This window comes from Hymenobacter sp. (assembly GCF_031398885.1).
Lineage (GTDB): Bacteria > Bacteroidota > Bacteroidia > Cytophagales > Hymenobacteraceae > Hymenobacter.
On the sequence record NZ_JANNOD010000129.1, the window covers coordinates 22087 to 39200 of the forward strand.

Genomic DNA, 17114 nt, shown 5'->3' on the forward strand with positions numbered 1-17114 from the left:
GGCAACTTAGCCAGGTCTTTTCCTGTTTGTAGTCCGGCAGTTGCCACAGACTTTCGTTTATAGAGTATTCCGCGCCCCTCAGGCGCTTTTTTGGACTGTGCCCAGGCCTACGCAATTGGCTGAGGATGGGTGCTTTCCGCGGGCCAACGTAACGGTTGGCGCAAATAATACGCTTCCGTGTCCATCTTTTAACCCCCCTACGCATTGGCTACACCGAAAGCAAAAACGGCCGCCCTGAAAAAGGCCGCCGCCGAGCGAATTTCATTCGCAAAGATTAGAAAGGTTATTGAGTACCCGGACTTCTTGGACGTGCAAGTACGCTCGTTTCAGGAATTCTTTCAGCTAGAAACGGCTGCTGAGCGCCGTTCTAACGAAGGACTGTTCAAAGTGTTTGCCGAGAACTTTCCGATTTCGGACTCGCGCGAAAACTTCGTGCTCAACTTTATTGACTATCACGTTGACCCGCCGAAATATTCGGTTGACGAGTGCATCGACCGCGGCCTGACCTATTCGGTGCCGCTGAAGGCCAAACTCCGGCTGATTTGCAACGACAAGGACAACGAGGACTTCGAAACGATTGAACAGGAAGTGTTCCTCGGGAACATCCCGTACATGACCGTAAAGGGCTCGTTCGTTATCAACGGCGCCGAGCGGGTTATCGTATCGCAGTTGCACCGCTCGCCGGGCGTGTTCTTCGCCCAGAGCAAGCACACGAACGGCACCAAGCTGTACTCGGCCCGCATCATTCCGTTCAAAGGTTCGTGGATTGAATTTGCCACGGACGTGAACAACGTGATGTACGCGTACATCGACCGGAAGAAGAAATTCCCGGTGACTACGCTGTTGCGCGCCATCGGCTACGGCACCGACAAAGACATTCTCGACCTGTTCGGTTTGTCGGAGGAAGTGAAGGCCGACAAGAAAAACCTCAAAAAAGCCGTTGGTCGCAAGCTGGCGGCCCGGGTGCTCCGCACCTGGACGGAAGACTTCGTGGACGAAGACACTGGCGAAGTGGTGTCCATCGACCGCAACGAAGTGTTGCTGGAGCGTGACGCTACCATTGAGGAAGCCGACATCGACGTGATTCTGGAGGCCGGCGCCAAGTCGGTGATTCTGCACCGTGAAAATGTGAACATTGCGGACTTCGCAATCATCTACAACACGCTACAAAAGGACAACTCCAATTCGGAGAAGGAAGCGGTTGAGCAGATTTACCGTCAGCTTCGCAACACGGAGGCGCCGGACGAAGAAACCGCTCGGGACATCATTCAGAAGCTGTTTTTCTCGGACAAGCGCTACGACCTCGGGGAAGTGGGCCGCTACCGGATTAACAAGAAGCTCCAGATTGGCATGGACCAGGAGTCGCGGGTGTTGACCAACCAGGACATTGTGCTGATTGTGAAGTACCTGATTGGCTTGAGCAACTCGAAGGCCATTGTCGATGACATTGACCACTTGAGCAACCGCCGCGTGCGCACGGTGGGTGAGCAGCTTTACGCGCAGTTTGGCGTGGGTCTGGCCCGGATGGCGCGGACGATCAAGGAGCGCATGAACGTGCGCGACAACGAGGACTTCAAGCCGGTGGATTTGATTAACGCCCGGACGCTGTCCAGCGTTATCAACTCGTTCTTTGGTACGAACCAGTTGTCGCAGTTCATGGACCAAACCAACCCGCTGGCCGAGGTGACGCACAAGCGTCGCGTATCGGCGCTCGGGCCGGGAGGTTTGTCGCGTGAGCGCGCTGGTTTTGAGGTACGGGACGTGCACTACACCCACTACGGCCGGCTGTGCACCATTGAAACGCCGGAAGGACCGAACATCGGTCTGATTTCGTCGCTGTGCGTACACGCCCGCGTGAATGCCATGGGCTTTATTGAGACGCCTTACCGCGACGTGAAGAACGGCAAGGTGGACATGAGCGCTAACGTGAAGTTCTTGACCGCTGAGGAAGAGGACACCCACCACATCGCCCAGGCTAACTCGCGCCTCGACGACAAGGGCAACCTGACTCAGGAGTTGGTGAAAGGCCGTTTTGAAGGCGACTTTCCGGTGGTGAACCCGTCGGAGTACTCCTACATGGACGTGGCCCCGAACCAGATTGTGTCGGTGGCCGCTTCACTGATTCCGTTCCTGGAGCACGACGACGCTAACCGGGCCCTGATGGGCTCGAACATGCAGCGCCAGGCCGTGCCGCTGCTCCGCCCGGAGGCTCCGATTGTGGGCACGGGTCTGGAAGGCCGCATTGCCAGCGACTCGCGCACCCTGATTATGTCGGAAGGCGAGGGCGTGATTGACTACGTGGATGCCAACAAAATCGTGGTGAAGTACGACCTCACGGAGGACGACATCATGGTGAGCTTCGACGCCGAGCGGATTACCTACGACCTCATCAAGTTCCGTCGTACTAACCAGGACACCTGCCTCAACCTGACGCCGCTCGTGAAGCGCGGTGAGCGGGTGACCAAGGGCCAGGCTCTGTGCGAAGGTTACGGCACCAACCAGGGCGAACTCGCTCTGGGCCGCAACATGCAGGTGGCGTTTATGCCGTGGCAGGGCTACAACTTCGAGGATGCCATTGTCATCTCGGAGCGCGTGGTGCGCGACGACATTTTCACCTCGATTCACATTGAGGAGTTTGAGTTGGAAGTGCGCGAAACCAAGCGCGGCGAGGAAGAGCTGACTTCGGAAATCCCGAACGTGAGCGAAGACGCCGTGCGCAACCTCGACGACAACGGCATCATCCGCCTCGGCGCGGAGGTGAAGGAAGGCGACATCCTGATTGGTAAAATCACGCCGAAAGGCGAGACGGACCCCACGCCGGAGGAGAAGCTGCTCCGCGCCATCTTCGGCGACAAGGCCGGCGATGTGAAAGATGCCTCGCTTAAGGCGCCGCCCTCCTTGCAGGGGGTGGTGATTGGCACCAAGCTCTTCTCGCGTCCGAAGAAAGACAAAAACCTTCGGGCCAAGTCGAAGAAGGAAGTGGAAGACCTGAAGGCTACCTACGCGCAGGAACTGCGCGGCGTGAAGGCCATCATGATTGATAAGTTGGTGCAACTGCTGGAAGGCAAGACGAGTCAGGGCATCAAGCACCGCTTCGGCGAGGAGATGATTGCTAAGGGCGTGAAGTTCAACCGCAAGAACATCAACGAGGGGATGTTCCCCGAGAAGAACCCTTACAAAGACGAGAGCAACTACGCCGTGCCGGAAGAGGTGAACCTGTTCAAGGACCTGATTCTGGAAGGCTGGACGGCCGACGCCCGCGTGAATGGCCTAGTGTTGGAGCTGGTGCGTAACTACGCCAAGCGCCGCAACACCATCACCGCGAAATTCAAGCGTCAGCGCTTCACCCTGGAAGTGGGCGACGAGCTGCCCGCCGGCATCGTGCAGCTAGCCAAAGTGTACATTGCCAAGAAGCGCAAGCTGAAGGTAGGCGACAAGATGGCCGGCCGCCACGGCAACAAGGGCGTGGTAGCCCGCATCGTGCGCGATGAGGACATGCCCTTCTTGGCCGACGGCACGCCGATGGACATCGTGCTGAACCCGCTCGGGGTGCCCAGCCGCATGAACATCGGGCAGATTTACGAAACCGTGCTCGGCTGGGCTGGCCTGAAGCTGGGCCGCACTTATGCAACCCCAATTTTCGACGGCGCGACGGAAGCCGAAGTGTCAGCGGAGTTGACCGAGGCGGGCTTGCCCACTTTCGGCCGGACCTACCTGCACGACGGCCTGACCGGGCAGCAGTTCGACCAGCCGGTGACCGTGGGCGTGATTTACATGCTCAAGCTCGGTCACTTGGTGGACGACAAGATGCACGCCCGTTCCATCGGGCCGTACTCGCTCATCACGCAGCAGCCGCTGGGTGGTAAGGCGCAGTTTGGAGGTCAGCGCTTCGGCGAGATGGAGGTGTGGGCTCTGGAAGCTTTCGGGGCTTCTAATGTGCTCCAAGAAATCCTGACTGTGAAGTCGGACGACGTGGTGGGCCGTGCCAAGGCGTACGAAGCCATTGTGAAAGGCGACGTGCTGCCCAAGCCGAATATCCCCGAGTCGTTCAACGTGCTGCTCCACGAACTCCGTGGTCTGGCATTGGAAATCACCTTGGAGTAGTTTGGCTGAATGGTTAGTTGCCGGAGCCTCGGCTTCGGTAACTAACATTCGTCACTCATATATTCTGTAATGCCAACGGTCTTACGAATTGCTGGTTTTCGTTTTTTCTTTTATAGCAACGAGGGCAGCGAGCCGCCTCACATTCATGTCGAACGGAGCGAAGAAGTCGCGAAGTTCTGGCTGGAACCCGTAGAGTTGGTGAGCTCATTCGGCTTTTCTGCGAAGGAAATCAATCAGCTTCGTAAGCTCGTTACCGAGAATCAGCCTCGCCTAGTGCAATCCTGGCATGAATACTTCAACTAAGAAACCCGAAACTGTTTTCGCTGCTGATGTTTGGTTCGACGACAGCAAGCTGTACGTTCGCCTGACGGATGGGCGTGAAATTGGCGTCCCGATTGATTGGTACCCGCGTTTGCGTGATGCTTCGGAAGCAGCCCGTAGCGACTGGCGGCTCATTGGCCGTGGCCAGGGCATTCATTGGGATACAATCGACGAGGATTTGTCAGTTGCCGGTTTTTTGAAGTTATAATCGTCATTTTCTAAGTTCCATTTTTCACGATTATCTCAACAACATGTAATGAAGCACATGGTCGCCATAGTAGGCTTATCAATGAGTCCGGTATTCGTGTACGGGCAGAACTGTGATGTCATCAAAGCGGAGAACAAAAAGCTTAAGGCTGAAATTGCTTTCTTGAAAGGTAGTACCACTACGGCTAGTAGCGCTGGATTCAGTGGTATTTATGCTCCTCAAATTCAGACTAGCAATGACATTGATTTTGAACTGCAAAGCGCGATTGGTGACAAGAAGACTCAACTCGTCACGGTGGTAATTAAGTTTACGAATAAGGCAGCAAACAAGGAAGGATTTATCACTCCAATTGAAAACTTCTCTAGTTCAGAGGGAGAAGAATTTGCGCTCAAAGGTGGCTTTGGAGGCTACAGAACTCTTGCTACCGACGCTCCACTGCGGGGGACGTACGTATTCGGAGATGTTTTGCCCAAGATTACTACTATAAAAATGCTACGAGTGCCTTTTGAATTCAAGCAAGCCAATTACAAAAGACATCAGGTTGAGTTCAGGGATGTCACCATTAATTGGAAGTAAACTCGGATTATTAATGTAGTTCTCTTCTGACAAGTGCTAGTGCATAGCGCAAATCAAAAACTCACCACCAGGCAACCGAAGCCACTAACCGAGCGACACCTATACACGAGAGTAAGAAAACGCTTCTGTGAAAGAAGCTGGGGAAGCTGTCCCGAGATATGGTCAGTTCAGCAGCAAGATTCCCTGGGCAACTTAATCGAAGGCCTTCTTATCCTTAGCCTGACAGTGAGATTTACAACTGACCTTTTGGAAGGGGCTTTGCCAGACATACCTATCTGTTCGGCAAAGGACCTTTTAAAAGTGTCGAACTGTTTGGAACTCTTGCGCGCATCTGGCGATGAGCGGAGAACCAAACAGCAACAAAGCCAACAGCTAACAGCTTAAAACCAATCAAATGGCTTTCGCAAAAAACAAGAAACTGGTACAGGATTTCTCCAAAGTCACCATTTCGCTGGCCTCGCCCGAAGCAATTCTGGAGCGTAGCACCGGCGAAGTGGTGAAGCCGGAGACCATAAACTACCGCACCTACAAGCCCGAGATGGGTGGCTTGTTCTGCGAACGGATTTTCGGTCCGGTAAAAGACTGGGAATGCCACTGCGGCAAGTACAAGCGCATTCGCTACAAGGGCATCATCTGCGACCGTTGCGGCGTGGAGGTGACCGAGAAGAAGGTGCGTCGGGAGCGCATGGGCCACATCGAGCTGGTGGTGCCCGTGGCCCACATCTGGTACTTCAAGTCGCTGCCCAACAAAATCGGCTACCTGCTGGGCCTGCCCACCAAGAAGCTTGACCAGATTATCTATTACGAGCGGTACGTCGTAGTGCAGCCCGGCACGCTCGCCGAGGAGGGCGTACAGATTCTCGATTTCCTGACCGAAGACGAGTACCTGGACATCATCGACAAACTCCCCCGGGAGAACCAGATGCTGCCCAACGAGGACCCCAACAAGTTCATCGCCCGCATGGGGGCCGATGCCTTGCACATGCTGTTGGAGCGCATCAACTTGGATGAGCTAAGCTACTCGCTGCGGGACTCCGCGGCCCACGAGACCTCGCAGCAGCGTAAGGCGGAGGCCTTGAAGCGCCTGCGCGTGGTGGAAGCATTCCGTGACGCCGCTACCCGCGTGGAGAACAAGCCCGAGTGGATGGTCATCCGCATGGTGCCGGTTATTCCGCCGGAACTGCGTCCGCTCGTTCCGCTCGACGGTGGCCGTTTTGCCACTTCCGACTTGAACGACCTGTACCGTCGCGTTATCATCCGCAATAACCGTTTGAAGCGTTTGATTGAAATCAAAGCGCCCGAGGTGATTCTGCGGAACGAGAAGCGGATGTTGCAGGAAGCTGTGGACTCACTGTTCGACAACTCGCGCAAGGTGAACGCCGTGCGCGCCGAAGGCAACCGCGCCTTGAAGTCGCTGTCCGATATGCTGAAAGGCAAGCAGGGCCGCTTCCGGCAGAACCTGCTGGGTAAGCGGGTTGACTACTCGGGCCGTTCGGTTATCGTGGTGGGTCCGGAGCTGAAGCTGCACGAGTGCGGCCTACCCAAGAACATGGCGGCCGAGTTGTTCAAGCCGTTCATCATCCGCAAGCTTATCGAGCGCGGCATTGTGAAGACGGTAAAATCGGCGAAGAAAATTGTGGACCGAAAGGACGCCGTAGTCTGGGACATCTTGGAGAACGTGCTAAAGGGCCACCCAGTGCTCCTCAACCGGGCGCCTACGTTGCACCGCTTGGGTATCCAGGCGTTCCAGCCGCGCCTCATCGAGGGCAAGGCTATCCAGTTGCACCCGCTCGTTTGTACGGCTTTCAACGCCGACTTTGACGGTGACCAGATGGCCGTGCACGTGCCCCTGGGCCCGGCCGCTATTCTGGAAGCTTCGATGCTTATGTTGGCTTCGCACAACATCCTGAACCCGGCCAACGGCGCGCCCATCGCGGTGCCGTCGCAGGACATGGTTCTGGGTTTGTACTACGTAACCAAAGGCAAGCGCAGCACCGACGACGAGAAAATTCAGGGCGAAGGCCGCGTGTTCTACTCGGACGAGGAAGTGGTGATTGCCCTGAACGAGGGCCAGCTCTCCAAGCACGCCTACATCAAGGTGCGCACACAGATTCGCGATGAGAACGACGACCTTGTGACCAAGGTGGTGGAGACGGTGGCCGGCCGCGTGCTGTTCAACCAGCTCATCCCAGAGGAAGTCGGTTTTGTGGACGAGCTGCTGACCAAGAAGAAGCTCCAGCAGATTATCTCGACGGTGTTCAAGCGCACGGGCATGGCCCGCACCGCGCAGTTCCTGGACGATATTAAGACCCTCGGTTTCCAGTCGGCCTACAAAGGCGGCTTGAGCATGGGCCTGGGCGACATCCAGATTCCGAAAGAGAAGGACGAGCTGGTGCTACAGGCGCAGAATGACGTGAAGGCCGTGACCCAGAACTACCAGATGGGTCTGATTACCGACAACGAGCGGTACAACCAGGTCATCGACATCTGGACGCGCATCAACAACCAAATCACGGAAACGCTGATGGGTAGGTTGGAGCGCGAAAACCAGGGCTTTAACTCCATCTACATGATGATGCACTCGGGAGCCCGCGGCTCGCGCGAGCAGATTCGTCAGCTGGGCGGCATGCGTGGCCTGATGGCCAAGCCGCAGAAGTCGCTGCAAGGCTCAATTGGCGAGATTATTGAAAACCCGATTCTGTCGAACTTCAAAGAAGGCCTGGACGTAATCGAGTACTTCATCTCGACCCACGGCGCCCGGAAAGGCCTGGCCGATACGGCGTTGAAAACGGCCGACGCCGGCTACCTGACCCGTCGTCTGGTGGACGTGTCGCAGGACGTAATCGTGAACGAGCCGGATTGCGGCACGCTGCGCGGCATTGAAACCTTCGCGTTGAAAGACAACGAGGACATCGTGGAGCCCCTGGCCGAACGCATCCTGGGCCGCGTAACGGTGCACGACATCATCGACCCGATTACCGGCGACGTCATTTTGACTTCTGGTTCGGAGATTAAGGAAGACACGACCCGCCGCATCGACGCGACGGCCATCGAGTCGGTGGAAATCCGCTCGGTGCTGACCTGCGAAAGCAAGCGTGGCATCTGCGCCAAGTGCTACGGCCGCAACCTGGCTTCGGGCCGCATGGTGCAGCGGGGCGAGGCCGTGGGCGTTATCGCCGCGCAGTCGATTGGGGAGCCGGGCACGCAGCTTACGCTGCGTACTTTCCACGTAGGTGGTACGGCCTCCAACATCGCGGTGGAAGCCAACATCAAGGCCAAGTTTGCCGGCGTGGTGGAGTTTGAGGACATCCGCACCGTGGCCACCACCACCGCCGAAGGCGTGAAGGGAGCCGTGGTGATGGGCCGCTCGGGCGAAATCCGGGTGGTGGAAAAGGGCACCGGCCGCATCTTCACGTCCAACCACGTTCCGTACGGCTCGTTCACGCTCGTGACGGAAGGCCAGGAAGTGGAAAAGGGCCAGGAGCTGAACAACTGGGACCCGTACAACGCCGTGATTCTGGCCGAGTTTGACGGTACCGTGCAGTTCGACGCCATCACCGAAGGCGTGACCTACCGCGAGGAGTCGGACGAACAGACCGGTCACCGCGAGAAGGTCATCATCGAGTCGAAGGCCAAAGACCAGAACCCGTCCATCATCGTGCGCCCCGGTAAGAAGGGCGACGCGGAAGGCCAGAAGGCCTACAGCATCCCCGTGGGCTCGCACCTAAACGTGGAGAACAACGACAAAATCAAGGCTGGTCACATCCTGGCCAAGATTCCGCGCTCGGTGGGCAAAACCCGCGACATCACCGGTGGTCTGCCGCGTGTTACCGAACTCTTCGAAGCCCGAAACCCGTCGAACCCCGCCGTGGTGTCGGAAATCGACGGCGTGGTCACCTACGGCACCGTGAAGCGCGGCAACCGCGAAATCTACGTGGAGTCGAAAGACGGCGTCAAGAAAAAGTACATGGTGCCGCTGTCGAAGCACATCCTGGTGCAGGACAACGACTTCATCCGCGCCGGCATGCCACTGTCGGATGGCGCCATCACGCCTTCGGACATCCTGAGTATTCAGGGTCCCGGCGCCGTGCAGGAGTACCTCGTGAACGAGATTCAGGAAGTGTACCGCTTGCAGGGCGTGAAAATCAACGACAAGCACATCGAAGTGGTCGTCCGCCAAATGATGCAGAAAGTGGTGATTCTGGATGCCGGTGACACGTCGTTCCTCGAAAATCAGGTGATTGACAAAATCATCTTCATGGCTGAGAACGATATGATTATCGACATGAAGGTCGTGACCGAAGCCGGTGATTCGACCAACCTGAAGCCCGGCCAGATTGTGACGGCCCGTCGCCTCCGCGACGAGAACAGCAGCCTGAAGCGCCGCGACTTGGCTCTGGTGCAAGTGCGCGACGCGCAGCCTTCGGTTTCGCGCCCCACGCTGCAAGGCATCACGCAGGCGTCGCTGGGCACGCAGTCGTTCATCTCGGCCGCAAGTTTCCAGGAGACGACCAAGGTGCTGAGCGAAGCCGCCATCCGTGGCAAGGCCGACCAACTCTTGGGCCTGAAGGAGAACGTAATCGTCGGTCACCTCATCCCGGCCGGTACTGGCTTGCGCGAGTACACGCGTCAGGTAGTAGGCTCGAAAGAGGAAATGGAGGCTGCCCAAGCCGCCAAGGCCGCCGAAGAAGTGGTGCCGGCCAAGCGGCCCAGCCGCGCCGGCAAGCGCGAAGTGTCGGCTGAGTAATCCGCCGTAGGTTTGTAATGGAAAAGCCGATTGGGGTAACCCGGTCGGCTTTTTCTTTGTCCTAAATTCCCGCGCTGATGAAACTCCATTCGCTTTCCGGGTTATTAATTTTCTTAACGGGCTGTTCTACGGATCCGAAACATTCGCCACTGCGAGAAGCTGTCAAGTCAAAGTATCAGGTGGGTCAAGTATGGTCTTACAATTCGCGTCCATCAGAACCTAATGCAAAGCTGACTATTGTTAAGGTTGAAGGCCAAGACAGCATTGGGAATATTATTCACGTTTACATAAGTAATATTAAGGTCAAGACGTCATTGCATCCTGAAAAATACAGCGAGACAATTTCGCACATGCCTTTTTCTGAAGCAGCTATTGATTCAAGTGTAGCTAAGCAACTTGGAACAGTAACTGAGCTTCCTGATTTCAAAGACGGCTACGATGAATGGCGTCAGAGTTTTGATGCTGGCCAGGCCGGAGTATTTTCTATCACAGTTGGAAAAGCGGTAGAATACATGGAAACAACTATGCTGGAAGTGCATGAGGCTAATGATTAGCCGACACATAATAGAACCCTCATACAGGACATTACTATGCAACCCACCGACCAAAACCCGGACCCCAACGCCATCAACATCGAGCTTTCCGAAGCCATGGCGGAGGGCGAATACGCCAACCTCGCCATGATTGCGCATAGTAACAGCGAGTTCGTGATTGACTTCATCCGCATGATGCCCGGCCTGCCCAAGGCCAAGGTGAAAGCGCGCATCGTCGTCACGCCCGAGCACGCCAAGCGCCTCCTGCAAGCCCTCACCGAGAACATCGAGCGGTTTGAAGCCGCCTTCGGGCCCATCAAGATGCAGAACGAAGCGCCTAGCTACCCGATGAACTTCGGCGGCGCGGTGGGGGAAGCGTAGGCTGAACCAGAAGCGGTAGTTGCGAAAGCGCATTCATTCTCCAATGAAGGCGCTTTTTTGTTGTTCTGACGGTAACCTCACCCCCTGACCCCCTCTCCACGGGAGAGGGGGCACCGGTTCGGCGTGGGCTTTAGGATTCCCTCTCCACGGGAAAGGGGCCGGGGTGAGGTTCTCACGGAGGGCGACTTCGCAACAGCCACAGAAAATTAACCTCCTCACGCTGTTTGCTATTGCGGCGGAATAACCTTACCTTTGCAAGCCAAATTTTAGGGGCAAACGGCTCCAAACAAACCATTTCGTAAATGCCAACCATCAATCAGTTAGTACGGAAAGGCCGGGAAGCTTTGACTACCAAGTCGAAGTCGCCCGCTCTTGATTCGTGCCCGCAGCGTCGGGGCGTGTGCACCCGTGTGTACACCACCACGCCTAAGAAGCCGAACTCGGCTATGCGCAAAGTGGCCCGTGTGCGCCTTACCAACGGTAAGGAAGTCAACGCATACATCCCCGGTGAAGGCCACAACCTCCAGGAACACAGCATCGTGCTGATTCGTGGCGGCCGGGTTAAAGACTTGCCAGGCGTACGTTACCACATCATCCGTGGCGCCCTGGACACCGCCGGTGTAAGCGGCCGCACGCAGCGCCGCTCGAAGTACGGTGCCAAGCGTCCGAAGCCGGGCCAGCCCGCCGCAGCCGCTGGCAAGGGTGGCAAAGGCGCACCCGCTAAAAAGAAATAATCAGTAGGGTCTTAAGAGCTTAGGGACTTAGGGTCTTGGTTGTCGGTTTGATAGCCAGGATCCCAAGCAGCCCCGCACTAAGTCCCCGAGCCCCCAAGTCCCCAAGACCCTATACAATGAGAAAGTCAAAACCGAAAAAGCGCATCTTGCTGCCGGACCCTAAGTACAAGGAGACGCTGGTGACCCGTTTCGTGAACTACATGATGTACGACGGCAAGAAAAACCTGGCGTACACTATCTTCTATGATGCTTGCGACCTCGTGGAGCAACGCACCAAGGAGAGCGGCCTCGAAATGTGGCGCAAAGCGTTGAACAACGTGATGCCCACCGTGGAAGTGAAAAGCCGCCGCGTGGGTGGTGCCACCTTCCAGGTTCCGATTGAAGTGCGCGCCGACCGCCGCATTTCGGTGGGGGCCAAATGGATGATTCAGTACGCGCGTCGTCGTGGTGAGAAAACCATGAAGGACAAGCTGGCTGGCGAAATCATCGCGGCCGCCAAAGGCGAAGGGGCTGCCGTCAAGAAGAAAGACGACACCCACCGCATGGCCGAGGCCAACAAGGCCTTCTCGCACTTCCGTTTCTAAATAGCCATTAGGTACTTGGGGTCTTAGGGACTGGGACTTTTTTGACGAGCACAGCCGTTAAACAACCCAAGACCCTAAGACCCCTGGTTCCTAAGACCCCAACCCAAATCATGGCCGTTAACAAAGAGCTTTACTACCTCCGCAACATCGGGATTATGGCGCACATCGACGCCGGTAAGACCACGACGTCGGAGCGTATTCTATATTATACCGGTAAAACCCACAAAATCGGAGAAGTGCACGACGGGGCCGCTACGATGGACTGGATGGAGCAGGAGCAGGAGCGCGGCATCACGATTACCTCGGCGGCCACGACTACCTTCTGGAACTACCCCACCGATATCAAGGGTGACCCGATTGCGGACACCATGCAGTATAAAATCAACCTGATTGACACCCCCGGCCACGTGGACTTCACAGTGGAAGTGGAGCGTTCGCTGCGGGTGCTCGACGGGGCCGTGGCCCTATTCTGCGCCGTGTCGGGCGTGGAGCCGCAGTCGGAAACGGTGTGGCGGCAGGCCGATAAGTACAAAGTACCCCGCATCTGCTTCGTGAACAAGATGGACCGCGCCGGTGCCGACTTCTTCAAGGCTGTGAACGAAATCAAGGATAAGCTCGGGGCCAACCCCGTGCCCCTGCAAATTCCGATTGGCGCGGAAGACACCTTCAAAGGCGTGGTGGACCTGCTGACTGGCAAAGCCATCGTGTGGGACGATGCCACCGAAGGCAAATCGTACAGCGAAATTCCCGTGCCCGAGGACTTGGTGGAGACCGTGGCCGAGTGGCGCCAGAAGCTCGTGGAGAGCGTGGCCGAATACGATGACGCGTTGCTGGAGAAGTTCTTCGACAACCCCGACTCCATCACCAAAGAGGAAATGATGGTCGTTATCCGCCAGGCGGTTATCGACATGAAGTTCTCGCCCGTGCTTTGCGGCTCGGCCTTTAAGAATAAGGGTGTGCAGACCATGCTGGATGCCGTGATGGCCTACCTGCCGTCGCCGCTCGACATGCCCGCCATCATCGGCACCGACCCCGAGAGCGGTGTGGAAATCGAGCGTCATCCCGACAACTCGGAGCCGTTCACCGCGTTGGCCTTTAAAATTGCGACTGACCCGTTTGTGGGCCGCTTGTGCTTCTTCCGCTGCTACAGCGGCGTGCTGGAGTCGGGCTCTTACGTGCTCAACAACCGCACCGGCAAGAAGGAGCGTATCTCGCGCCTCATGCAGATGCACTCCAACAAGCAAAACCCGATTGACCGGATTCAGGCCGGCGACATCGCGGCGGGCGTGGGTTTCAAGGACATCAAGACCGGCGACACGCTGAGCGAGGAGAAGTACCCCATCGTCCTTGAGTCGATGAGCTTCCCCGAGCCGGTAATCGGTTACGCCATTGAGCCCAAGACGCAGGCCGACGTTGACAAAATGGGCATGGCCATCGCCAAGCTCATCGAGGAAGACCCTACGCTGAAGGTGAACACTGACCCCGAAACGGGCCAGACGGTGCTGCGCGGCATGGGCGAGCTGCACCTGGAAATCATCATCGACCGGATGCGGCGCGAATTCAAAGTGGAAATCAACCAGGGCGCCCCGATGGTGGCCTACAAGGAGATTCTCACCAAGAAAGTCGACCACCGCGAAACCTATAAGAAGCAGACCGGTGGCCGCGGTAAGTTCGGCGACATCGTGTTTGAACTCGGCCCGAAAGAGACCGAGCCCGAAAAGCCCGGCTTTGAGTTCGACAACGCCATCGTGGGCGGGGTTATTCCCCGCGAATTCATCCAGCCGATTCAGAAAGGTTTTGAAGAGGCTATGAAGCAAGGTCCGCTGGCCGGTTTCCCGATTGAGGGCATGAAAGTGCGCCTCTACCACGGTTCCTTCCACGACGTTGACTCGGACGCCCTGTCGTTCGAACTCGCCGCCCGTGGTGGTTTCCGCGAAGCGGCCCGCCAGGCTGGCCCGAAATTGCTCGAGCCCATCATGAGCGTGGAAGTGGTGTGCCCTGACGAGTACACGGGTCCCGTCACCGGTGACTTGAACCGTCGTCGCGGCCTGATGAAGGGCATGGACACCAAAGGCGGTGCCCAACTGATTAAGGCCGACGTGCCGCTGTCGGAGCTGTTCGGGTACGTCACCGCGCTGCGCACGATTTCGTCGGGTCGGGCTTCGGCTTCGCTCACGTTCTCGCACTACGAGCAGGTGCCGAGCAACCTCGCCGATGCCATTGTTGCCAAAGTAAAAGGAGCTAAATAATACCGGTCACTAACTTGGTCAATCGGACCAAAACCCCCAATGAATCAGAAAATTCGCATTAAGCTGAAGTCCTACGACCACAACCTCGTGGATAAATCGGCCGAGAAAATCGTGAAAGCCGTGAAGGCCACCGGTGCCATCGTGAGCGGCCCGATTCCCTTGCCAACCCAAAAGGAGAAGTTCACCGTGCTACGCTCGCCCCACGTGAACAAGAAGAGCCGGGAGCAGTTCCAGCTCTGCACCTACAAGCGCCTCGTGGACATCTTCTCGACCTCGTCGAAAACTGTAGATGCCCTGATGAAGCTGGAATTGCCCAGCGGCGTCGACGTAGAAATCAAAGTCTGAGGATTCAATTTCAGTGTTAATTGAGAAAAGCCCCACCGCAAGAATGCGGTGGGGCTTTTTCTTTGGAACTTGCGGCAAATGAGCTGAAAAGATAGTTATGAAATTTACCTTGTTGGTGCTTTGTATTCTAAAAACACTCACTGGCCTATGTCAGAGCGGTTATTTGGTTGGCCGAGTAACTGAAAATACTACGGACAAAGGATTTGCAGGAGTTACTGTGTTGCTAAAGCAAGCAGACAGAGTCGTATCAGGTACCAGCACAGATAGCACAGGTGAATTTAGAATAAACAAGGTCGCGGTCGGTAACTACAGTGTCGAAGTTAAGACGATAGGTTATCGGCCCGAAACAGTGGAGAATGTAATTATAAGTGAAAACAGCGCTAAACTTATTATTCCGTTTCCTGGACCTTGTAAGTACGTCTACACAAAAGGAAGTAAGCCGGGCTGTGTTGGGGGCCACTCTGATAACATCATTCCAATAGTGTATGGCCTGCCAGGAAGCGCACTGATGAAGAAGGCCGAACAAGGTAAAGTGCACTTGGGAGGTTGTACGGTTTCAGATTGCGAACCCAGATACTACTGCACAATTCATAGAATAGAACTGTAAGAGCGCCTCATCCTACCTATTATGTAATCCGTCTTCAGCCTGGCCCGCTTACATAGAGCCACCTTTTTCTTCTGCGGCTGCGTCATCATCGGCATTTCATTAATGGGACTAGTATGTGCGGTCATGTACCGCCGGGCAGCTTATTTGAACCCTCGGCCGATATTCGGAAGCTTATTTCTAACGGTTTTGCTTTAAAATTGAAAACCGAGGTAGTCGCTATAGCCGAGTACGGGTAGCTCGCTGAACGGAGAAGCATAGTGTTTGCAGCTATTTCCTCACGTATACTCCGCGCCAACGGCCTTGGTATACCCGCTCATACGGTCCGATGCGAACGGGGGCCGTGCGCGGGATGTGGTAGGCCTGATTCCACTGGCGGTAATCGCACACGATGTAGCGCACGGTGTCGCGGGCAGCGGCAGCGAAAAAGTCCGGGAGCGGCTGCTCGTTATTGGTTAGCGCAAAATACGTTAGTGACCGTACCCGGTAGTGCGGCATTTGGCCGAAAAAGAAGTCGAGCGGGGCAATCACCTTCGCGCCGCGTTGCGGCATGTAGGTTGCCAGAAGCGCATTTTCGGCCATCACGTTGCCATCGGTAGCATTTTCCAGTAGCAGGTAACGGGTGCGGGCCACCCCGCCCAAAGGGTAAAGGCAGCAGACGAGCACCACGGCCCGGCGCTGCGTCCGGGTAAAATGCGGCCAGGCGCGGCTTAGCAAATCCACCGCGGCTGCGATGAAGAAGGGCACGAACAGCAGATAGTAGTAGACATTCATGCTTTTGGTGAGCAGCCAGAAAGCACCGAGTAGCCACAGCAGGTACTGCATACTTGCGGTCAGAACCAAGCGACGGGTAAGGGCGCGGGCCAAGACGGCCCCGACGATTGCCAGCACGAATACGGTTAGCGGCACTTCCCCGTCGCTGTGGAAAAAAAGCTTGTCGTACGAGGCCATGACTTTCAGCTTAGCCTGCCAGTGAAAATTAGCCTGGGCCGCGTGGTCGTTGCCAAACTGAAACAGTAACCGGTCCAACTGTCCGGCCAGCACGGCATCGAGGGCGTAGAGGCTCGTCACGATGCCCCCTACCAGCCCGAATGGCAAGGCCCGGCTCCATCCTTCCCGAAAAAGTAGCCAGCTGGCACCGGCCGCTAGGTAGATGATGCCGTTGAGGTGCGTCAGGCCGGCGAGGCCCGCCAGAACTGCTGCCGCGGCCAGAGTGCCGGTCGACCGCGGCGCCCGTTGCAGCAGCAGGAAGGAAGCAAAGCCAAATGCCAGGGTCATCGTTTCCGGCCGGTTGTCGACGCCAAAGAGCCAGAGACAGCCACACCCGATGTACAGCACCGCCGCCAGCCACTGCGCCTCGACTTGCCCCCGGAAATACCGAATCAGCAGCAGCAGCCCGACGACGGAAAACAGCATGGGCACCAGGCGGGCCGCCCAAATGGAGCAGCCCAGCGCCGCAAGCACCGGAACCTGGGCGTACACAAACGCTTTGTGGAAGACGAACATCTGCTCACCCCAAAAATTGTAGCCCCGAAACAGCTCGGACCGCACAATGCCACCCTTCAGCAACTGGTACGACTGCTCGGTACACCAGGCATCGTCGAAATGGGCAATGCGGTGGTACAGCGTGGTGGCGAACAAAACCAACAGCAAGCCAGCTACTATCCAGTAAGTCTTTTTGGGGAAAAGCACGAAATCAGTCAATCGGCTAGCGGGCGCGTCGGACAT

13 protein-coding genes are annotated in these 17114 nt (G+C 56.5%); 12 read left to right on the forward strand and 1 reads right to left on the reverse strand.

Annotated elements, in window-relative coordinates:
* Positions 1-234: 234 nt before the first annotated feature.
* The 12 genes from rpoB (at position 235) to RMO51_RS22645 (ending at position 15389) form a co-directional block, all read left to right on the forward strand.
* Positions 235-4104, forward strand: a complete 3870-nt coding sequence (gene rpoB, locus RMO51_RS22395) for a DNA-directed RNA polymerase subunit beta (protein ID WP_310398250.1) — start codon at positions 235-237, stop codon at positions 4102-4104.
* 69 nt (positions 4105-4173) lie between these two features.
* A complete protein-coding gene (locus RMO51_RS22400; protein ID WP_310398224.1) occupies positions 4174-4407 on the forward strand; it encodes a DUF4160 domain-containing protein in 234 nt (77 codons plus the stop codon).
* A complete protein-coding gene (locus RMO51_RS22405) occupies positions 4391-4633 on the forward strand; it encodes a DUF2442 domain-containing protein (RefSeq protein ID WP_310398225.1) in 243 nt (80 codons plus the stop codon). Before RMO51_RS22400 ends, RMO51_RS22405 begins: the two co-directional genes overlap by 17 nt.
* A gap of 48 nt (positions 4634-4681) precedes the next feature.
* A complete protein-coding gene (locus RMO51_RS22410) occupies positions 4682-5209 on the forward strand; it encodes a hypothetical protein (RefSeq protein WP_310398227.1) in 528 nt (175 codons plus the stop codon).
* A 394-nt stretch (positions 5210-5603) separates the two neighbouring features.
* Positions 5604-9956, forward strand: coding sequence for a DNA-directed RNA polymerase subunit beta' (gene rpoC / locus RMO51_RS22415; RefSeq protein ID WP_310398229.1), 4353 nt, complete (start codon positions 5604-5606; stop codon positions 9954-9956).
* 77 nt (positions 9957-10033) lie between these two features.
* A complete protein-coding gene (locus tag RMO51_RS22420) occupies positions 10034-10510 on the forward strand; it encodes a hypothetical protein (protein WP_310398231.1) in 477 nt (158 codons plus the stop codon).
* Between the two features lie 36 nt (positions 10511-10546).
* Positions 10547-10870, forward strand: coding sequence for a DUF3467 domain-containing protein (locus RMO51_RS22425; protein WP_035567389.1), 324 nt, complete (start codon positions 10547-10549; stop codon positions 10868-10870).
* A 302-nt stretch (positions 10871-11172) separates the two neighbouring features.
* Entirely contained in the window at positions 11173-11604 is a 432-nt protein-coding gene (gene rpsL / locus RMO51_RS22430) for a 30S ribosomal protein S12 (protein WP_068191715.1), read from the forward strand.
* A 116-nt stretch (positions 11605-11720) separates the two neighbouring features.
* A complete protein-coding gene (gene rpsG, locus RMO51_RS22435; RefSeq protein WP_035567919.1) occupies positions 11721-12188 on the forward strand; it encodes a 30S ribosomal protein S7 in 468 nt (155 codons plus the stop codon).
* Positions 12189-12298: 110 nt separating this feature from the next.
* Positions 12299-14437 (forward strand): elongation factor G, encoded by a 2139-nt coding sequence (gene fusA, locus RMO51_RS22440; RefSeq protein ID WP_310398234.1) that lies wholly within the window; start codon positions 12299-12301, stop codon positions 14435-14437.
* Between the two features lie 39 nt (positions 14438-14476).
* Positions 14477-14782, forward strand: a complete 306-nt coding sequence (rpsJ, locus tag RMO51_RS22445; protein ID WP_035567915.1) for a 30S ribosomal protein S10 — start codon at positions 14477-14479, stop codon at positions 14780-14782.
* Between the two features lie 97 nt (positions 14783-14879).
* Positions 14880-15389, forward strand: coding sequence for a carboxypeptidase-like regulatory domain-containing protein (locus tag RMO51_RS22645; RefSeq protein ID WP_409025061.1), 510 nt, complete (start codon positions 14880-14882; stop codon positions 15387-15389).
* A 267-nt stretch (positions 15390-15656) separates the two neighbouring features.
* Here the strand turns inward: RMO51_RS22645 and RMO51_RS22450 are convergent, their stop codons facing one another.
* Entirely contained in the window at positions 15657-17114 is a 1458-nt protein-coding gene (locus RMO51_RS22450; protein WP_310398235.1) for a hypothetical protein, read from the reverse strand.

What these genes read in the sequence shown, in the direction of transcription:
- RMO51_RS22405 (WP_310398225.1), top strand. Translation starts at nt 4,391, where the DNA reads ATGAATACTTCAACTAAGAAACCCGAAACTGTTTTCGCTGCTGATGTT.
- rpsG (WP_035567919.1), top strand. Translation starts at nt 11,721, where the DNA reads ATGAGAAAGTCAAAACCGAAAAAGCGCATCTTGCTGCCGGACCCTAAG.
- rpoC (WP_310398229.1), top strand. Translation starts at nt 5,604, where the DNA reads ATGGCTTTCGCAAAAAACAAGAAACTGGTACAGGATTTCTCCAAAGTC.
- rpsL (WP_068191715.1), top strand. Translation starts at nt 11,173, where the DNA reads ATGCCAACCATCAATCAGTTAGTACGGAAAGGCCGGGAAGCTTTGACT.
- RMO51_RS22400 (WP_310398224.1), top strand. Translation starts at nt 4,174, where the DNA reads ATGCCAACGGTCTTACGAATTGCTGGTTTTCGTTTTTTCTTTTATAGC.
- RMO51_RS22450 (WP_310398235.1), bottom strand. Translation starts at nt 17,114, where the DNA reads ATGTCCGACGCGCCCGCTAGCCGATTGACTGATTTCGTGCTTTTCCCC.
- fusA (WP_310398234.1), top strand. Translation starts at nt 12,299, where the DNA reads ATGGCCGTTAACAAAGAGCTTTACTACCTCCGCAACATCGGGATTATG.
- RMO51_RS22420 (WP_310398231.1), top strand. Translation starts at nt 10,034, where the DNA reads ATGAAACTCCATTCGCTTTCCGGGTTATTAATTTTCTTAACGGGCTGT.
- RMO51_RS22425 (WP_035567389.1), top strand. Translation starts at nt 10,547, where the DNA reads ATGCAACCCACCGACCAAAACCCGGACCCCAACGCCATCAACATCGAG.
- RMO51_RS22410 (WP_310398227.1), top strand. Translation starts at nt 4,682, where the DNA reads ATGAAGCACATGGTCGCCATAGTAGGCTTATCAATGAGTCCGGTATTC.
- rpsJ (WP_035567915.1), top strand. Translation starts at nt 14,477, where the DNA reads ATGAATCAGAAAATTCGCATTAAGCTGAAGTCCTACGACCACAACCTC.
- RMO51_RS22645 (WP_409025061.1), top strand. Translation starts at nt 14,880, where the DNA reads ATGAAATTTACCTTGTTGGTGCTTTGTATTCTAAAAACACTCACTGGC.